7 protein-coding genes, 5 pseudogenes and 1 riboswitch are annotated in these 18,609 nt (G+C 54.3%); of the genes and pseudogenes, 3 read left to right on the forward strand and 9 right to left on the reverse strand.

The genetic code is table 11. The annotated features are described in order from the left end of the window. Positions 1 to 3: 3 nt before the first annotated feature. The 5 genes and pseudogenes from BMX59_RS15120 to BMX59_RS30790 all read right to left on the reverse strand — a co-directional run. Positions 4 to 6,618, reverse strand: a complete 6,615-nt coding sequence (locus BMX59_RS15120) for a non-ribosomal peptide synthetase (RefSeq protein WP_093122904.1) — start codon at positions 6,616 to 6,618, stop codon at positions 4 to 6. 613 nt (positions 6,619 to 7,231) lie between these two features. Next, positions 7,232 to 8,319, reverse strand: a pseudogene (locus BMX59_RS15125) (IS3 family transposase). Between the two features lie 331 nt (positions 8,320 to 8,650). Next, positions 8,651 to 9,646, reverse strand: a complete 996-nt coding sequence (locus tag BMX59_RS15130; protein ID WP_093122908.1) for a sodium:calcium antiporter — start codon at positions 9,644 to 9,646, stop codon at positions 8,651 to 8,653. Between the two features lie 62 nt (positions 9,647 to 9,708). After that, positions 9,709 to 9,854: riboswitch (yybP-ykoY riboswitch) on the reverse strand. A 328-nt stretch (positions 9,855 to 10,182) separates the two neighbouring features. Continuing rightward, positions 10,183 to 10,536 carry a gamma-glutamylcyclotransferase family protein gene (locus BMX59_RS15135; RefSeq protein ID WP_093122912.1) on the reverse strand — a complete coding sequence of 118 codons (354 nt, stop codon included), beginning with the start codon at positions 10,534 to 10,536 and terminating at the stop codon, positions 10,183 to 10,185. Positions 10,537 to 10,565: 29 nt separating this feature from the next. Beyond that, positions 10,566 to 10,967: pseudogene (locus BMX59_RS30790) on the reverse strand ((Fe-S)-binding protein); the annotation flags it as partial. 212 nt (positions 10,968 to 11,179) lie between these two features. On the opposite strand from BMX59_RS30790, the gene BMX59_RS15140 reads away from it, so the two are divergent. After that, a complete protein-coding gene (locus BMX59_RS15140; protein WP_093122917.1) occupies positions 11,180 to 11,389 on the forward strand; it encodes a hypothetical protein in 210 nt (69 codons plus the stop codon). 17 nt (positions 11,390 to 11,406) lie between these two features. Here BMX59_RS15140 and BMX59_RS15145 read toward each other — a convergent pair whose 3' ends face one another. Continuing rightward, complete coding sequence (locus tag BMX59_RS15145; RefSeq protein WP_093122927.1) at positions 11,407 to 13,035, reverse strand: methyl-accepting chemotaxis protein; 1,629 nt, start codon at positions 13,033 to 13,035, stop codon at positions 11,407 to 11,409. Between the two features lie 260 nt (positions 13,036 to 13,295). On the opposite strand from BMX59_RS15145, the pseudogene BMX59_RS15150 reads away from it, so the two are divergent. Together BMX59_RS15150 and BMX59_RS15155 are read left to right on the forward strand one after the other, a co-directional pair. After that, positions 13,296 to 14,443: pseudogene (locus BMX59_RS15150) on the forward strand (IS3 family transposase). 514 nt (positions 14,444 to 14,957) lie between these two features. Further along, positions 14,958 to 15,965, forward strand: coding sequence for a DUF481 domain-containing protein (locus BMX59_RS15155; protein ID WP_093122932.1), 1,008 nt, complete (start codon positions 14,958 to 14,960; stop codon positions 15,963 to 15,965). A 145-nt stretch (positions 15,966 to 16,110) separates the two neighbouring features. Here the strand turns inward: BMX59_RS15155 and BMX59_RS15160 are convergent. From BMX59_RS15160 to BMX59_RS31135, 3 genes and pseudogenes are all read right to left on the reverse strand, one after another. After that, positions 16,111 to 16,299 (reverse strand): annotated as a pseudogene (locus BMX59_RS15160) (IS21 family transposase); the annotation flags it as partial. A gap of 29 nt (positions 16,300 to 16,328) precedes the next feature. Then, positions 16,329 to 17,865, reverse strand: a pseudogene (locus tag BMX59_RS15165) (IS3 family transposase). A gap of 304 nt (positions 17,866 to 18,169) precedes the next feature. Next, positions 18,170 to 18,454 carry a restriction endonuclease gene (locus tag BMX59_RS31135; RefSeq protein WP_175486685.1) on the reverse strand — a complete coding sequence of 95 codons (285 nt, stop codon included), beginning with the start codon at positions 18,452 to 18,454 and terminating at the stop codon, positions 18,170 to 18,172. Positions 18,455 to 18,609: the final 155 nt, after the last annotated feature.

Raw genomic sequence — 18,609 nt, forward strand, 5'->3', positions numbered from 1 at the left:
GACTCATTCACCCAATGTCGTTAGTTGCATCATCGCGGCGTCAATATCGATTTCGTTGCGGGCGACCCGCTCAAGCAACGAGTTGAGCAAGTCGGACTCGTCATCGAGCGGGGGGGCCACCGTGCTAGCACGGAATGCTTGGAGGTGCGCGGCTTGCTCACGCAGCGTCGGCATGGCAAACAATCCGGGAATGGTGAAGACACCCGCAAACGCCTCTTCCAGTCGCGAGAAGAGCCGCACCAGCAACAGCGAACTTCCCCCCGCCGCGTGGAAAGCGAGGTCTAGTGCTACCGAATCACGACCCAGCACGTGGCACCAATGTGCGTGAATCTCGGCTTCCACCGGGCTGAGCAGTTGCTCGGTCTGTTGCAACGCCATCAGTTCGCGGATGCTCGGCAGACGCTCGCGATCAAATTTGCCGTTGACCGTTACGGGCAGGCAATCGAGAAACGAAAACCAGGTTGGTACCATATAGGCGGGCAGCAACGTCGACACAAAGGCTGTGAGTTCTCTGACGCTTACCGGGGCGTTGAGGACTACGTGTGCCACCAGCGCCAGATCGCCACCGGGGTCCTTTTGGGCCTGTACCAGCAAATGATTGACGGCTGGGTGTGAGGCGACGGCATGCGTGACCTCACCGATTTCGACACGGTAGCCGCGAACTTTGACCTGATGATCTCGGCGCCCCAGGAAGATCATCTGGCCATCGGCACGCCACAGAGCAAGGTCGCCCGTGTCATACATGCGAGCTTGCGGCTGTTGCACAAACGGGTCGTGGATGAAACGTTCCGCCGTCAGTGCTGGTGCCTGTGCATACCCTTCGGCAAGGCATTGCCCGCCAATAAACAAACGCCCAGGGACACCGACGGGACAGGGTTGCCCACCTTCGTCGAGCACGTAATAGCGCGCGTTGCGGATAGGCCGGCCATAAGGAATGCTTACCCAGTCAGAGGTGTCCTCGCGCACCTCAAAGAAGTTCGACCATACCGTGGCTTCTGTCGCGCCGCCGAGCACTACCAGTTGTACCTCCGGGAACAGCCCGCGCAACGCGCCCGGCAGCGACGTTGGAACCCAGTCCCCGCTCAGGAAGCACAGGCGCAGTGCGTAGGAAATGGCCTTGCCACTGCCGGACGCCGTTTGTAGCACCTGCTGCAATGCCGCAGGCGCCGAGTCCCAAAAAGTGATTGCTTGATCACGCAGCAGTTCGATCAGGCGCAACGGGTCACGCAAGTCGTCAGTGCTCGCGACATACACAGAGGCCCCGGCTGCCAGCGAGCCGAAAATGTCATACACCGACAGGTCGAAACACAACGAGGTGACAAACAGCAGCCGGTCCTGCGGCCCAACCGCCCAAGTGTCATTGACCCAGTCGATGAGGTTGACTGCGCGACGATGGGCAATGGCTACACCCTTTGGCCGCCCGGTCGAACCAGAGGTGAAAATGGTGTAGGCCAGGTCGGTGGGTTCCGCACTGCGCACTGGCTGACTGGCTGGATAGGCGGCGACATCGTCGGCCCACAGGACACGATTGACTGGTGACTCGACGAGTACAGCTGGTTGCGCGTCAAGACACACAACTGCGTCGAATGCCACGGTCTCGATGAAGTCGCAGCGCTGCCCAGAGGAAGCGGCATCGGTAACAAGCAGGCGAACCGTTAGAGATTCAGCAATTGAGGCAAGCCGTGCCGCAGGGTGTGTCGGGTCGACAGGCACATAGTAGCCACCGGCTTTCAATACACCGATGACTGCCACCACGGTCTGAACTGACCGATCCATCATCACCATTACCGGTACGCCAGGCTGGCACCCTTGCGAGCGCAGTGCATGAGCCAGGCGGTTAGCGGCGGTATCAAGCTCGAGATAGGAGAGGCGATGATCACCCTGCATAACAGCGCAAGCTTGGGGGGTCGCTCTAGCCAGTGCCTCGAACGGTTCATGCATTAACAGTGTGTCGCGCTGGGTTGCCGCCGTGTCGTTGAAAACATCCAGCACCAAGGTGCGTTCGTCCTCGCCAATCAGACTTGTTGCTTTTAGCGGTGCCTCGGGGGTAGCCGTCAGCGAACCGAGGACGCGCAGCCAATGTTGCAGGAACCCGCTCGCATCCGATGACAACGCACCGTCTGCTACTTCCATAGCGATGCGGGAATGTCCTGGCTCTTTTTGCACGAAAAGCGTCAGGTCGAATTTGGCAAAAGGGTATTCCCAATCGCTGCGACGCCAGTGCAGACCTTGCCCAGGTTGAGCCAGCTCGCCAGTATTGGTGTAGGAGAACATCACGTTGAACAGCGGGTTGCGCCAGCTTTGGCGGTGTGACGATTGCGCAGCGACCAGGTCGCTGAAGGAGAACGACTGATGTTCAAGCCCTTCGAGGACAATCTGGCGCACGTCCGCCAACAGCGCTTCAAAGCTTATCGATTCATCCAACGTGATGCGCAGTGGTAGCGTGTTGGCAAACATCCCGCAGACACCTTCGCACGCAATCGACGTGCGACCGGCACTCACCGTGCCGATCGTCAAGTCATCCTGCTGGGCATAACGTCCCAGCGTGACCAGGGCACCGGCCAGCCAGATCATGTAAGGCGTCACAGCGGAACGTTCGGCAAGTGCCTGAATCGCGGTATCGAGTGCCGGCTCAACCGGTGCCGAGGTGGTCGACCCGCGGTAATCAACATGTGCACCACGGGAGCGGTTGGTTGGCAGTTGTATCTCACAGGTTGAATGGGCTAGCCGGTCAATCCAATAGCGCGTCGAGTTGTTGTCAGGTTCAGTAGTCAACGCGGCCCAGGTATCTATCAAGGGTGCCGGGGGCGGCGCCAAGACATCGCCCGCGTGCAGCGCCGCAAAATCCTGTAGCAGCGTCTCCACCGAGTCGCCGTCAAACGCAGCATGGTGAAAGACGAGAGCTAGCCAGCTCTGCGAAGGCGTATCGAGAAGCGTTGCGGTGGCCATATCGCCTTTTTCCAGGCAAAAACCGGCGAGCAGGTCTGCCAGCGTAGTCTCGACCTCGTCCTGAGCCAGGGCCAGACGCTTCAACGGGGGTTGACGGGCGGGGTCAAGCCAGACCGTCTCACCTTCAATGTTGAAGCGGCTGCGCAGGAATTCATGTCGCTGGCCAAGGGCTAACCATGCAGCCCCAAGCCGATCAAAGTCGACATCACCCTGCAGACGCAACAGTATCGGAATGAGGTAAGGCGCCTGGCCACCACTGATTCGATCCAGCAGCACCAGGCGTGCTTGCGCATCCGTTGCTTGCAGACGGGTTTCTACTGCAGGCGCAGGTTGCGACGCCGTGACGGTGTCGGCGACAAACGCCTGTGCTTGATCGCGAGGTGTGCTCGCCTTGTAGAGGGCCGGGATCGTCGGCCGGTGCGCACTATGCAGTGCCAGGCGTGTAGCGAGTGCGACAAGCTTGAGCGAGTCGCCGCCCAACCGGAAGAAATCATCGTCGAGCCCAACGGTGTCCAGATGCAACACTTCGCACCAGATCGCAACGACAGTCTGCTGAGAGGGCGTCAGGGCGGGGGGGGCCGAGCTCGCGGTTTCGTCGCGACCCAGCAGCGGTTGCCAGCTATTAGGCAGTCCGGCTTCATTGATCTTGCCGTTCTCAGTCAGCGGTATTGTTTCGACGAAAGCGTAATAAGTCGGAACCATGTGCGACGGCAGTTGACTGCGTAAATGAGCAAGAAGGGACGCTTCATCAAGGGTCGCGCCCTGCGCAAGGACGATGAAGGCAACCAACCCTTCGCGCTCTGCCTGACGCCGGTAGCTCACATGAGCCTTGCCCACAGCGGCAAGCATGCGGAGGGCCTCGCTGACTTCATCGGGTTCTACACGCAAGCCCCGGATTTTGATTTGGGCGTCACGGCGTCCATGCAAACACAGGGTGCCATCCGGCGCCGCCGTTGCCAGATCGCCTGTTAGATAGAGGCGTTCGATCATCCCGTCGCTCCAGGTATGTTCGATAAAACGGCCTTTATCTTGTTCGCCATCGAGATAGCCGGCAGCCACGCCTTCCCCGCCGACGTACAGTTCACCTAGCGCGCCCGGCGGCAACAGGTGCCTCCCGCTATCGAGCACGTAGGCTCTCGAACGTGCGATAGGGCGCCCTACAGGCAACGGCCCGGTATGTCCCTGACGAATGACATGAAAGGTCGAGAATGTGGTGTTCTCGGTTGGGCCGTAACCATTGACCAGCGTGACTTCGGGTGTATGCGCCTGAACCATGCTAACCGCGAATGGTTGTACAACGTCGCCGCCGACAATCACATGATCAACGCCTGCGAACAGCCGTGGATTCGCTTCGACATGCCGCGCAAACAACGGAGCGGTCATCCACATCGTGTTTGGTTGGTAGTGCTCAATGGCTGCACGCAGCAGGACGCCGTCGAGCAAGGTGCCTTTGTCGACAAAGGACACGGAGCCACCTTGCAGCAACGGTGCCCAGATTTCGTAGGTGGTGGCGTCAAAAGACGGTGAACCTGTCAACAGGACACGCATATGAGAACCGCAGGGAACTGCGTTTGCAGGGTCGACAAGCCTCAGCACGTTCCGGTGGGTAACCTTGACCCCCTTTGGCTTTCCGGTGGAGCCAGATGTGAACATGACGTAGGCAATCGCTTCGGGCCCAGCGTCTGCCGCGACGGCTGTAAACGTTCCAGCCGCTTCAGGGACGCTTAATAGGCCAGGCCAAGACAGCATCCGAATGCCCAACTCCGGTGCATCGTCTTCCAACACCAGGCACGCACTGCAACCCGCTGCCTCGGCCATATACACCAAACGCGACGGGGGATAGCTGGGGTCAAGGGGAACGTAGGTGGCACCGGCCTTAATAATCGCTAACAAGGCAACCGCGTAGTCGACGCTGCGCTCGCTCAGCAGGCCAACCCTGGCGCCGTGTTTGATGCCTTTTACGGCCAGCGCCGCTGCGATAGCTGTAGCACGGGCATCTGTTTGGGCGTAGGTGAGTTGGCTACGCGCATCTTGCAACGCCGTCGCCGAGCCATGGCGCTTAACAGTTGCGGCCCAGTGTGACGCTAGCGTTCCCTGCGCTGGCGCAGGCGTAACAGCCGGGTTCAGGCGCTTGCGCCAAAAACTTTCGCGGGTTTGATCAAGAATACCGACGTCGTCAACCTGTGCAGCAGGCTTGGCGGCAAAGCAAGCCGCCATATGAAGCAAACCGTGTGCAAGCTCCTCGACCAAACCCGCAGTGAGCGCTTCACTATATTCGAACTGCAGTTCGAAACCGTCTGCTGACTCGGCCAAGGTGACCAGCAGATCAAAATGCGATTCTGGGTAGGTAAAAGCCCGCGAGTGGCCATGTTGACCCAGCGAGAAATCAAAGCGGTGCGACGCAAAGACCACGCCGAACCCGGGTTCTGTACCCTCGGCCCAACTCCAGGCCACATCGCTGCAAGCGAACGCCATGGCATGCAAGTGCGCCGCCGCAACGTCGTTGAGCAGTGATTCGAAAGTCGTGGCCCGCTCCACCCGCAGGCAAGAGGGTAACGTCCGGACGAAAAGGCCTACGGCCTGCAAGCTGTCACCCTCTGGACGCCCGGCGTAGGGCACGCCCACTACAACATCCTCTTCACCCGTCCACTTGGCGAGCAAGACATTCAACGTAGCGAGAAAAAACCCATGCAATGAAGCCCCGCGTGAAGACGCCAGCGCCTGTGCAGCACTGATCAGCGAAACAGGAACAGGCTGGTGGAATCGGCCAGGCCCAAGCACGGAGCCTGAAAGAGATTCAGCGCGCGCCAGTCGCGTAGCTTTGAGCGGACTCTGCGTTAAACAAAGCCAGTCGTTGCCAACTAACGAGGCCGCTTGAATATCCGCCAGCACGCATGCGTACTCCGCAACAGGCGGCAACTCGGAACCGTCGAGAATAAGCTTGAGTTCTCTCAGCAGTATTTGCACAGAGAGGCCATCCACGACCATATGATGGAAATCGAGTATCAAACATTGCCGCGTTGCAAGGCCGCTGAACAATGCGGCGCGCAACAATGGACCCTGTGCAAGATCGAAGGGTTGGCGCAGGGCCGCTAATGCGTGATCAAGTACATCGACGGCTACCGTATGTACTGAAAACGGCACGCGTGCCTGTTGATGGACGCGTTGTACTAGCCTGCCGTTTTCAATTAGAAACGTAGAGCGCAATGCTGCGTGGCGAGTCACCAATGTAAGTAATGCACGTCGAATAGCGGAAACTGTTATCGAAAGCCCAAGTTCAAGCACAATCGGTACGTTATAAAGAGTTGGCGACGGGTGCATACGGGCGGCTGCATAGATCGCCGCCTGGGCCGGGGTAGCCTCAAATATGTCCTCGGTGCCGGCTGTTATATCGCGTGGTACAGAACGCGGTGCTGAACGAACCCATGCTGCTATTTGGCGTGGTGTCGCCAACCGATGAACGTCCGCATAACTGACAATTACCCCGCAGTTAATCGATAGCAGTCGCTGTAACTCCAAGACACCTAGCGAATGGCCACCCGCTTCAATAAATGATTGATCCCAGTTGATGCGAAGGGGTGTGAACGCATCATTTATTAATTGCTGGACCTTTTCGTCAGTCACATCCGCTGGAGTCGAGCTGATAATTTTAAAATCAGATGTCGTCATGAACTTAGGATTCCATAGAAGATACAACAACTTCAAGACTGGACATTAACACAACCCTAAATCCAATCCCTCACACAAACTTTTAGCAGTTTCATCCCCCCAAAAAACCAAGCTCATGATTCCCAGCTAGCACTCAATCTATATACTGAATGTGACCACCTAGAAGCCGTCAAATTTGTGCTATTAACGAGCCCGTACACTTTATGATTAGAGCACCATCGCCTGAATACATATATTTAGACTCTAAGAATTATTTAGTAATATGTTATTTGATCGGAGCCACACCAGCTGTGAATTTTTTGTGAAACCGTTGAACCAAATATTGAAAGCACGGACGTTTATTATATTAATTTTCGACATGAGCTTCGAAGCGATTTCAACTAGCCAGTAATGGCAAAATGATGAATCTATCTAAAAAGTGGAGCTGATGCGCTCCTATAGACATCAAAACCTACCAGTGAAGGATCGACAAGGCGACTTCGCCAGAGGCATATCATCATTGGGCTAGGTTGCATATCCTCCTGCCTATCAACATAATGGGTGTGACAACTCTTCCGCCCTGCTGCCTACTGGCGGTCATCAGTAGCGCCCTGTGATGCGGCCTGTGTAGTGGTCAACTGATCCCGGACACGACGTTAAGTTTTTTCTCGACCTGAGCCGGTGGCAGCCCACCATTAAATTGGTGCGGTCGAATCCAGTTGTATCGGCGCATCAAAAAATGGCTGATATCCCGCTGAGCTTGTTGGACCGTCGTGTAACCCATGGTCGGTATCCACTTGGTTTTCAGCCTCCTGAACACCCGCTCCATCGACGCATTATCCCAACAATTTCCTCGCCGGCTCATGCTCTAACGCATGCGACATCGCCAAAGGCGCTGGCGAAAACTCCGGCTTTCATATTGCGAGCCTTTCGGAGTGGAACAGCAAACCCTGAGGCTTCCCTCGCTGCTCGTAAGCCATGTCCAAGGCCTTGATGACCAAGTCGGCATCCGGCTTTCCCGACAACGCCCAGCCCACAACACGGCGGGCAAAAAGATCTAGCACAACCGCCAGATACTGCCATTTCCCATATTAGGGATGTCGGGCCACTCGGCCGTCGCCTTTTTTGTAAGAATGCGATCCCGGTTGTTTACTGACCAATTCCAGCTCGCGCATCAGGCTTCGCACCTTGAATCCCCCGATCTGCTCGCCGTCCTCCTGCATCATGGCCATGATGCTACGGCTACCGGGAGCACTGCGGCCTTGGGCGAACAACTCGTTCACCCGACTGCGCAATCGAAGGCGCTCTAAATCCGGTATGCGGCGCCTGAGACGCCGAGCGTAGTAGCACGAGCGGATCACTCAAATATCTTGCACAGCCAGTCAACCGGCTAGTGCATGCTCAACTGGCCAATCAGCGCGAACGCTCGGGATCTTCCGACATCAAGAGCGCGTTAGCCTTTTTTAAGATCGATTTTTCCCGCTCAAGGCGAGCAATTCGGGCTTCCAGCTCTTGGATTTTCTGCTGCTCCGGGGTCAGTGCTTTGCTATGCGGGGTGACGCCCGTGCGTTCTTGCTGCACCTGGTCGACCCATCGGCGCAAAGCAGACCCGCCGACACCAAGCGAGCGGCTGGCCTCAATGAAGTTGTAATCCTGCTTGAGAACGAGGTCAGCAGCCTCACGTTTGAATTCGGGGGAAAAGGTACGGCGTTGTTTGGTCATCTGACACCTCTATCTGACGGTATTCTCGCCTAAATGAGTGTCCGGGATCACTAGACCACTACAAGCATCTGGCTCCCGCATGAGCAACCCTCCCCCTACACCAATTCATTCGGCTTACAATAAACACGGATCGGGAGCGGGTAGAGCGCAGCGTAACCCTGCCCCAGAGTGCTTGATGGTCTTTGTCGCTCTAAGTGTTCAGAGGTTGAATGAGCTCAGAATGTTGCCGCTGACCGCTGATCCCTCAATCGCTAAACTCCAGCAGGGCTGTACTTGCCCGAATAGGAAATACTCCGGGCATGGATCTTTAAACCGCGTTGGGGGGTATTGATCAGTGCATGAAATACCAGACGATATATCCGGCGAACCCCACATAAAGCGCAGCAATTGCCATCAGGCCTTTCGCATCTACGGACCCACGACGGAACAGCAGCCACAAGAGGATGATCGCAAGTGTGGTGATCGAGCCAGAGACGAGAAGAGAGGCATCAAACACCCAAGGCGTGAAAAACATACCAAAAGCACTTGGGATTGTGGCTTGAATCATCATTGCGCCGGAGATGTTGGCCAGCGCAAGGCGCTCCTTGCCTTGGCGCACCCATATGAGTGCGTTCATAATCTCAGGAAGCTCGGTAGCGACCGGACTTAGGAGCAGAGCTACGATATGGGGCGATAAGCCGAAGACAGCTCCAATATGCTCCAACTGAGACACGAAGATATGGGAAGCAACAGCAATGACCGCTAGGGCAGTAAGCGACTGTAATGCTGCCCATCCCATGGAGGCATTTTGGGGACGTAGTTTTAGCGGTTCGAGCTCCTCCTCCGGAGTTGTATCCACGCTGGAGATTTCACGCCACACATAAACGCCGTACGCGGCCAAGAATAGTATCCCCAGCCAAGGCTTGATAGCGAAGGTGACAAGACCTAGAGCTACTTTGAACGCGAATATCGCAAGGAAGGAGATTTGATCCCTAGCCAAGCGTTCGTGGTCTACGCGAACCAAAGAATCACCTCGGTTCAGTTTTCGACGATTAAGCCAGAGGGCTAGGCCCACTACAGCGTAGGCAACGGTGGCTAACACAAGTGGGCCGCCGATAGCAGCACCAACGCCGATATCTTTTTGTTCAGGAGTAGAGCCAAGAGCTACAGCTGTGAAAGTTACAGCGCTTTCTGGAAGAGCGGTACCGAAGGCAGCCAGCACAGTGCCAACTGCAGTGGCGCCAAGCTTCATGTGATGACCACACCATTCGACACCGTTGATGAAATACTCACACGATAAGTAAATCACCACCGCAGAGACGCAGAATAGAATCAAAGTTAGAATCATGAGGAGCACAGACCGGGCAAGCAGAATACCAATGGCTCACAGCGTGGCCTACCCGGTCGGTAAACACGCAGTGGCCAAAGGTCTCGCCGGACAACATCAGCTGTGCGCTGACGTGTTGATCGCGCCATGAAGCTATTGGCTTCAAATATGTTGACGTGATCTCCTCAACCAATTCGGTTGAAGATAGCTACTCCCCAATGACAAGGGAGTGCATTATTTCAGCAGTTTTTTATTATAGCAAGAGGTTAAATCTACACATTTTTATGTTCATATTTTTGCAACAAATCTAAGACAAGAATTTTTAGTAACGCTTATTATTTTCAAACGCTGCGTAAACGCACACTAATGTCGACAATCTGACATCGGATGCTGTGCTCACGGACTTTTCCAGGAGCAAAGGCATCATGATGCGAATCGACGCCAAAGTCGAAAATCTATTTTCCTACTCTTCATTAGGTTTTTTATAGAGAGGAAATAAAAGTTACCCAACATAATCAGGATGCGCACGGGGTAAATGCGACCATCACGCTCAAGAACTATGCTTGGATGTATACCCAGGCCGTCAATCCCGATGCCAACACCACCGACACCATTTTGTAATCTGCAACCTCATAGTCGTCAGCAGCTGCGAGCTCCTGCTTTGTAATCTGGAAAACGGTCCCTACGACCCGGTCATTGGAATTATTATTGGGCATGACGATCGGATGGCGAGTTCTGCGACTGGCTGCCACCAATTCTGCGTCCGTAATTCCGGCCCAGGACAGTGAATAGCCGAGCATATGCTCAACTTCGCTTACCAGCTCCGGACCAAAATTCGCAAGCTGTACCGTTTTGTCTTGCAGCGTGCCGTAAAAGAACAAAAGCGCGGGACTTGTAGTGGAATTTTCAATGAGCTCTCTTTATTAGGTAAAGGTAGTGAGGCCAATAGGTCTTCATAGAATGCGCCATAGGCGCTAGACCGGCTGGGCAATCTGAATATCCAGAATCAATAATGCAGCATTCGGGCAATGCTCCAGATCCCCCAGGTCACCACTACGGTGGATGGCATGGAAAATCGCTCACGCGATGGCCTTTGATACTAACTCCTCCGCGTGTTGCTTGGCGTATTGATATTCAAGTCCTGCAATGCGAACGTTTTTCCAACGCACTTGAACCCGTTCGAACGAGGTTTTGGCCGCTGCGGGGCAGGCCTTAACTTCCAAATCACTCCCCATAGTGAAAGTTTCACCCGCGTCACCTTCATGGCCTGCCACACAGCACCCATATTGATGAAAAAATATCGTTTTTCACCTAGAACCGGATCACCCTCGGAGCTCTGCTTTTCAAGACTGGCGATTTTTTCTTTATTAAAAATAAGTTAATAGAGAAAGATTTCCGCATATCATTCAATATTTTTACTCGGAAAGCCGCGTAAATCAAGGGGTGACTATCCGGTTGCGGAAATGATCCCGCCTCCCTACGGCGTCCTGCCAACGAACACAAACCAAACCCAAACACCGCTGCTAAGCTCTCCACTCCACCAGAGGAACGCCAATGCCCAACTCAGACCTGCTTCCCTCCCTTCTTTCTAAGTTCTACGAAAACCAGCAGGCCCTTGAGGCCTCCATCATGGAACTATCCAGCTGGATCGAGCAGCGTGGCTCCGCCGATGTCGCTGAAAACGTGCGCAGCGCGCTGCACACCATCGACCAGAACGAAGAGTTCAACAAGCTGACGCTGGCTACCCTAATGACTCCAGAGTGAATAGTTCGATTACTGACTTAAAGTTTAAACTCTCTTAGCCTGCCCATCAGCCCGGTAGCGAGTTGTGCTAGCGCTTGACTCGCGCTACCTGTCTGATCCGATCTTACCGACGACTGAGAGGAAAGATCCCGAATTCGGATGAGGTTACTATCGACCTCGCGTGCGACCTGAGCCTGCTCTTCGCACGCGCTAGCGATAACAGTGTTGCGATCATCTATGACCGCAACTGAGTTGACGATTGCAGCAAGTGCAGCGTTGGCCGACTCGGCCTGCACTTTGGTTAGTTGAGCTCGCTCGCTGCTCAGATCAAGCGCTGCAACTGTATCACGAGCGCCCTGCTGCACATCCCCAATCATTCTCTCGATTTCACTCGTTGATTCACTCGTACGATGTGCCAACCCTCGCACCTCGTCGGCGACTACAGCGAACCCCCTGCCTGCTTCTCCAGCCCGAGCGGCTTCAATGGCAGCATTCAAAGCAAGTAGATTAGTCTGTTCTGAAACTGACCTGATGACTTCTAGCACCTTCGAAATATCCAAGGTTCGTGAGGCCAGAAGTTGTGCCTGTGCCGAAGCATGCCCTACGTTCTCCGTCAACTGCATTACTGAAGCCACGGTCAAACCAAGTTCACGTTGACCATCTTGAGCTGAGCGAGCAGATGACTTCGACTCTAATGAAGTCGAAACGGCATTGCGCGTGACTTCTTCCACTGCATGGCTCATCTCGGTAACCGCGGTTGCGGCCATTTCAATCTCAGAATTTTGTACAAGCAAGTCGGCATTGCTTCTTTGCATCAATCTGCCCAGCTCTTCAGTTGCTGAGGAAAGCTGACTTGCAGCATCACCTACATGGCCAAGCGTATTTCTTAAATTCTCGCGCATCTTCATCATAGACTGTAGTAACAGCGCAGCCTCATCAATACCGCTACTATCCACTTCAATAACTTGAAGGTCGCCAGAAGCAATTGTTTCAGATACAAACAATGCGCGGTTGATGGGAACAGATAGGCTGACGGTGAGTCTCCAAGCCAAAACAATCGTCACAGCCACAGCCAAACCCATGGTCAGTAATGTGACCAGTTTCGCATTTGAGTACGCGCCGCTCGCGTTAGTACTAGATTCGGCTTCCGAGGCATCATTCAGTTGTTCGAGATCTTTAAGATAGCCTGTCATCACTTCTGAGACATTGGTCATTTCAGTCCATGCCAGTTGACGACCTTCATCCCTTTGACCCGCCGCGATCATCGTATAGACACGTTCGGCTTGTTCGCTGTAACTCTTGAACGTATCGTTGATACCTTCAATCATTTCCCTCTCTTTCGTTGAGCTAATGAGGGGACGGTAGACTTCAATCGCCTTCGCGAAGTCTGACTCACGCTTAAGCAGCTCCTCATGAGCTTGTGCTAGTTGGGCACTACTGCGGGTGGAAAGCATCTTCATCATATCGTAACGGGTATTTGAAAATGCCAAAGCAATGTCATCGCCCAAGGCAATGCCAGGCAGAGAGTCGTTCTCTATTTGGAGCCCTTCATCGCGGATGATTCCTATCTGGACCAAACTGAAAGAGCCTAAGCCTAGGACCAATATCACCATAACTGAAAAGCAAGTAATAGTCCGACTTGCTATATTTAAATGCCTAAGCTTCATCCTTCACCGCTCCAGTTGACGACGCACTATCGAGACCACCCACATAAGCTATCGGCGCCGCGCTGAAAAAAATTAATAATAAACCTATAAAAATCGTATCTGTGATAACTCTCTTTCAAAACCTATCGATCAGCGGCGATCCCGCACGCGGCCGTCGTGGGCTAGAATCTGACTGATAGGCTGAGGGAGTAGCGCATTGAATCGCCCCTGGTTTCCTAGACACCTCCAAGCCTCATAATGAGGCCCAAATAGGAGGTGCCATGAGTCGTCAGCGTTACCCCGAAGAATTCAAGATCGAAGCGGTCAAGCAAGTGACCGAGAAAGGCAAACCCGTCGCCGATGTCGCCCAGCGCCTGGGCATGTCCGTGCACAGCCTTTACGCCTGCAAGGTCTACAGCAAGCCCCAAGAGCAGCGTCAGCAAGACGACGATCAGCAGGCCGAACTGCGCAAGCTGCGCGCTGAACTCAAGCGCGTGACGGAAGAGCGAGACATCTTAAAAAAGGCCGCCGCGTACTTTGCCAAGGAGTGCGGCTGAAGTACGCCTTCATCAAGAAGCACTCGACTGATTACCCGGTGCGGCGCCTTTGCCAAACCCTCAAGGCGCACCCCAGCGGCTACTACGCCTGGCTGGCCGAGCCTCAATCTGCCCGAGCAAAAGAAGATCAACGTCTGCTTGGCTTGATCAAACACGCCTGACTAGAAAGCGAAGGTGTATACGGCTACCGCAAAATTCACGATGACCTACGTGAGCTAGGAGAGGAATGCGGACGAAATCGAGTCGGGCGCTTGATGCAGGCGGAGGGGCTGCGTTCGCAAACGGGCTATCGGCGGCGTCAAGGGTTTTACGGTGGAAAACCAACAGTGGCCTCGCCCAACCACCTCGCGCGGCAGTTCAATGTCAGTGAGCCGAACAAGGTCTGGGTGACAGATATCACTTACATCCGCACCTATGAAGGATGGCTCTACCTAGCGGTAGTGCTGGATCTGTTCTCACGCCAAGTAATTGGTTGGTCAATGAAGCCAAGGATGTGCAGCGACCTGGCTATCGACGCAATGTTGATGGCTGTGTGGCGACGCAAGCCACAGCAGCAAGTGATGATTCACTCAGATCAAGGTAGTCAGTTCAGTAGCTCAGATTGGCAAAGCTTCTTGAAGGCTAACAATGTAATCAGCAGCATGAGCCGGCGGGGAAACTGCCACGACAATGCCGTAGCCGAGAGCTTTTTCCAGCTTTTAAAGCGGGAGCGAATCCGACGAAAGATCTACACAACCCGTGAAGAAGCCCGAAGTGATATTTTCGATTACATCGAGATGTTCTATAACCCTAAACGCCGACACAGCAGTGCTATGCAGCTGTCTCCAGTAGAGTATGAGAAACGCTATTTCCTGAGCTTGGAGAGTGTCTAGGAAACCAGGGGCGATTCATTGAATGGACGCAGCGTTTTATGCTGAGGTGGAGACAAAGCTGTTAGCTGCGGCAATGCCAGCGGCACTGGGACGACTTTTATGAGGCGAACCTTGAGACATCTCAAGTTCGTCTGCCTTAGGCCTGTGAACACCCAAGTCACGAGCTAGGTAGCGGTTCGTTCGGGAAAAATCAGACCTTTCCGAAAAATCGTCCTGCTTGAAGGAGATCATTCGTAAATCGTAGAGCCGGGTGGTTGCGTCCGCAAAGTGGTGTCCTTTAACCCCGGTAATCAGCCTTAACTGCCTCCTTGAGTGCGGTACGCCGTATTTTGGCGGGGCTTTGAGGTGTAGCGACAAGTATCTCCACTATGTGTTTACCCGTTGAGTTCGTCGCGGTTTTGTCAGAAGCGGCTGTTAAAGGCTATGGAGAATTGAACTGAATATGAACGCTTGACTCGACATCTAGAAATGCAACACTATAACATCCGTTTTTAGTCCCCCTCGAGCCTTAGTTATGTTGTCCAGAACCCTGTTGTGCCTTGCTGTTATCAGTGCTTCAACGCCCTTGCTCGCCGACACCGTGTGGTTGAAGAACGGCGACCGCCTGACCGGTAAGATCAAAGTCTTTGATGGCGGCAAGCTGCTGATCCAGACAGACTACGCGGGCTCGATTCCGGTGGACTGGAAGCAGGTGAAAACCCTGGAGAGTGATCAGGAGTTGCTTGTCAAGCAGGACGCCTACACTGGTGAGAAGGCCAAGTCGCTGAAGGCCGCAGACGATGGAAAGGTGGTCCTGACCAATAGTGAAGCGCCCAAGACCGTGGACTTGGCGAGCATCCAGCAGATCATCAAACCCAAGCCGGTCATCGAAGACCTGGTATGGAAGGGCAATGTCGACCTGGCGCTGGACTACAAACGTGCCGACAAAGACACCAACGATTACGACATCGATTTCAAAACCACGGCCCGTCACGGCCAGTGGCGTCATACCGGGAAGGGTGAGTACCACCGCGAGTTCCAGGACGACGTCACCACCACCGACAACTGGGCCTTGGAATATGACCTGGACCGCTTCATCACCGAGCATTGGTTCTGGCAGGGTCGCCTGACCTATAAGCGCGACAAGGTGGAAGATCTGTCGCGGCAACGCACTGTGGGTACCGGCCCCGGCTACCAGTTCTGGGATGATGAACTGGGCGCATTCTCTCTTGGTTCCCTGGTTAACCGCACCGATTACGAATATGCTGACGGCGGCAAGGACAACTTCTACTCCTTGGCCATGAAGTGGAACTACAACCGCTATCTGGTGGGCAAGACCGTTGAGTTCTTCACCAGCGGTGAGCTGGGCAAACCGTTGGCCGGGCCCGCCGAATACTCACTGGATGCACAAATGGGCCTGCGCTACAAAGTCACCGAGTGGGCGTCGCTCAACCTCAAGGCCGAGCGCGACATTATCAGTGGCGACACGGAAAGCAGCTTGAGCAAGACGCGCTACACCGCAGGGTTCGGCGTGGACTGGTAAACATACGTCGGGCACTCTGGCAACCTGAGCGGATATTGACTTTCTATACCTTAGGAATTTCGGCTCGCATGACGCTTATATGTACCGTCCGACCAAGTCATCTATCTGCATTTAAATCCCGCACCCACGCGCCGCTGTCACGGTGACGCGGCACACCACCCAATTCTCCAAACGAGCGAGTATGGGCATCGAACAACATCTCGTGACCTTGGTTGGGGGTAGGCAACCAGCCAAAATGCACGGCTGGTACAGAGCTCATATGGGAGACCTGGATCCGCCTGCACAGCCCGTCAATCAGAAGACCTTCTTCACTCCAGTCGAACTGAAAAGCCTCGCGGGGATGCGGACAAAAACTTGGGCTGGTTATGCCGCGAGGCCCAGGCTTTCAAGATACTCAGTGGGACTGAGAGCGCCGAGGGAAATCTTGATTCGTTTCTTGTTGTACCAGCGAATGTATGAATCCAGGGCCTGAATGAACTGCTCGATGCTCGTTGACTGCTAATTGCGAGGATAGAACAGCTCCGTTTCCAGCCGGCCGAAGAAACCTTCACAAGCCGCGTTGTCAGGCGAGCAGCCCTTGCGCGACATCGAACGAATCAGCTTCGCATCAGCGATGCGCGATAACCAGCCAGGCCAGCGGTAGTGAGCGCCACGATCGGAGTGAACAACAGGCCGTTTATCGATGCAGGCCACCGTTTCAACGGCGGCATCCAGCATCGTGTTCACAAGGTCGGCGTAAGGACGCGTGCCGATCGACCAACTGATTACTTTCCCATTGAAGCAGTCGATCATGTGCGACAGTTACACCTTGCTAGCCGAGATCTGGAACTCCGAGGTGTCAGTCAGCCATTTCTCATTCGGAGCAATAGCCGTGAAGTCCCGGTTGACGAGGTGTTCTGGCGCGGGACTGATTTCCCCTAGGTAGAAACCGTATCGACGCCGTTTCGGCTTTGCGACGACCAGGAACTCCTGCTTCATCAAGCACTGCACCACCTTCTCTGACAGACGCATACGCTGCCTGCTCAGCGAAGCCCGCATCCGTCGGTAGCCGTAGCAGCGATGATTGCTGCTCGAAAATGTCCGCCATGGCAACACGCACTTCGGTGTACTTTTCCACGACCTGCATTCGGACTCGATGGTAGAAATAGGAGCTTCGGGCCAAGCCAAGCGCTTCAAGCAGCTCTGACAAGGAATACGTCCGCCTCAGGGCATCAGCCAGCAATGTCTTCTCCCGATTGATCAGGACTTACCGATCGATGCCCGTCTCTTTTTTATGAGTTCACTCGCCCTCATCAGCAGTTCGTGTTCAAGCTGCAGACGACGCACGTCGAGCCTAAGAGATTCAAGTTGCCGCTCCAACTCTTTTCGCTCGGGTGACGACGGAGTTTGTTGTCGGCGTTTCATGGATGCGGATGCCTCTGGGCCTAGTAACTGATTTTTCCAGTTGTACAAGGTCAGCCTGCACACGCCCAGCTTTTGAGCCACGGCGTGCGCACATTCATGTCGCGTGCACAGCGCGATGACCGCCGCCTGCTTCATCGCTGGCGGGCGGGCCAGCCCGTCAGAACGACCGACGACACGCGTATGCAACTCGGGGTGCAATTCGTAAATCCAGGCACGCGACGACTCCCGTGCGGGTAGCCCAACGCCTTGATAGTAGCGGCGATGCTGCGACCGTGTTCGAGATAGTACCCGACAGCCTTTTCCCTTTGGGCCGGTGAGTACTTCGACTTCGACGGAACGTAGCCACACTGCAGTTCGAGGCATCGCTCATACTCTGAATACAGGTCTTCAAAGAGTTCTTCGTCGGGTAGCCGAACTGACGAATAGTTGCCCCGGTGCGCTTTCCCAGTTTGATGTAGAGCTTGACTGCTCGGGTGCGGTCTTCGTATGAATACATGAACTACCTCCAGGTAGTCCAAGATTTCCGCCGCATCCCCAACAGCCTTTAATGAGTCAGTTTTCGGTCAGCGGCAACAATTCTGATATTAAGGGTAATTGCGTCCGCTTAAATTGGGTGACACCATCGCCTTAAGCGACGTTGTGAGGGGGATGTGTTGCCCGGACGGCTACCTGCCAGTTCGCCGCAACTCGATTACGAGCATGGTATTAGCGGCTAGATTTTTTGATCAAAACAGTAATGCATGGAGGCCCTTATCATGCCCCAATCCAAACGGTGCTCCGGTTTCCAAGTCAAAGAAAGTCTAGACAGAGGCTCCTACGCTGAGTTCGGTTGGTATTGCGTTATGACGAATCCGCATTCCCAAAAGTTGTCCAATTAAGGGAATTTCTTCGATACTCAAAGCTGAAATTCGGTTCCGCTCAGCGGAGTGCTTGGCTCCAGATTGGAAACCGCTGGCAGAAACGATGACGCCTATTACATCAGAAAACTCAACAATCTTGGCTTTGAACGCCAACACATCGTTGCGTTCTACGCGTCTTTTTGTATTTTTACACTCAATAGCAACTCGATGCCGTATCACGGCCACCTCAAACTCGTAATAGACGTCAATCAGATACCCGGCGCCTTCTCAGCCCATCAAACAAGCATTGTTCGCGACCACGATGTGGTGACCACCGAGCCTCAGAAGCGTTTGATAAACATATTGAACGTGATCCTCAAAACCTTTCCAATTTAATGAGT

The organism is Pseudomonas sp. NFR09 (assembly GCF_900111535.1).
Taxonomy (GTDB): Bacteria; Pseudomonadota; Gammaproteobacteria; order Pseudomonadales; family Pseudomonadaceae; genus Aquipseudomonas; species Aquipseudomonas extremorientalis.

Coding starts and splice junctions, on each gene's coding strand:
- BMX59_RS15120 (WP_093122904.1), bottom strand. CDS start 6,618: ATGACGACATCTGATTTTAAAATTATCAGCTCGACTCCAGCGGATGTG.
- BMX59_RS15130 (WP_093122908.1), bottom strand. CDS start 9,646: ATGATTCTAACTTTGATTCTATTCTGCGTCTCTGCGGTGGTGATTTAC.
- BMX59_RS15140 (WP_093122917.1), top strand. CDS start 11,180: ATGCCCAACTCAGACCTGCTTCCCTCCCTTCTTTCTAAGTTCTACGAA.
- BMX59_RS15145 (WP_093122927.1), bottom strand. CDS start 13,035: ATGAAGCTTAGGCATTTAAATATAGCAAGTCGGACTATTACTTGCTTT.
- BMX59_RS15155 (WP_093122932.1), top strand. CDS start 14,958: ATGTTGTCCAGAACCCTGTTGTGCCTTGCTGTTATCAGTGCTTCAACG.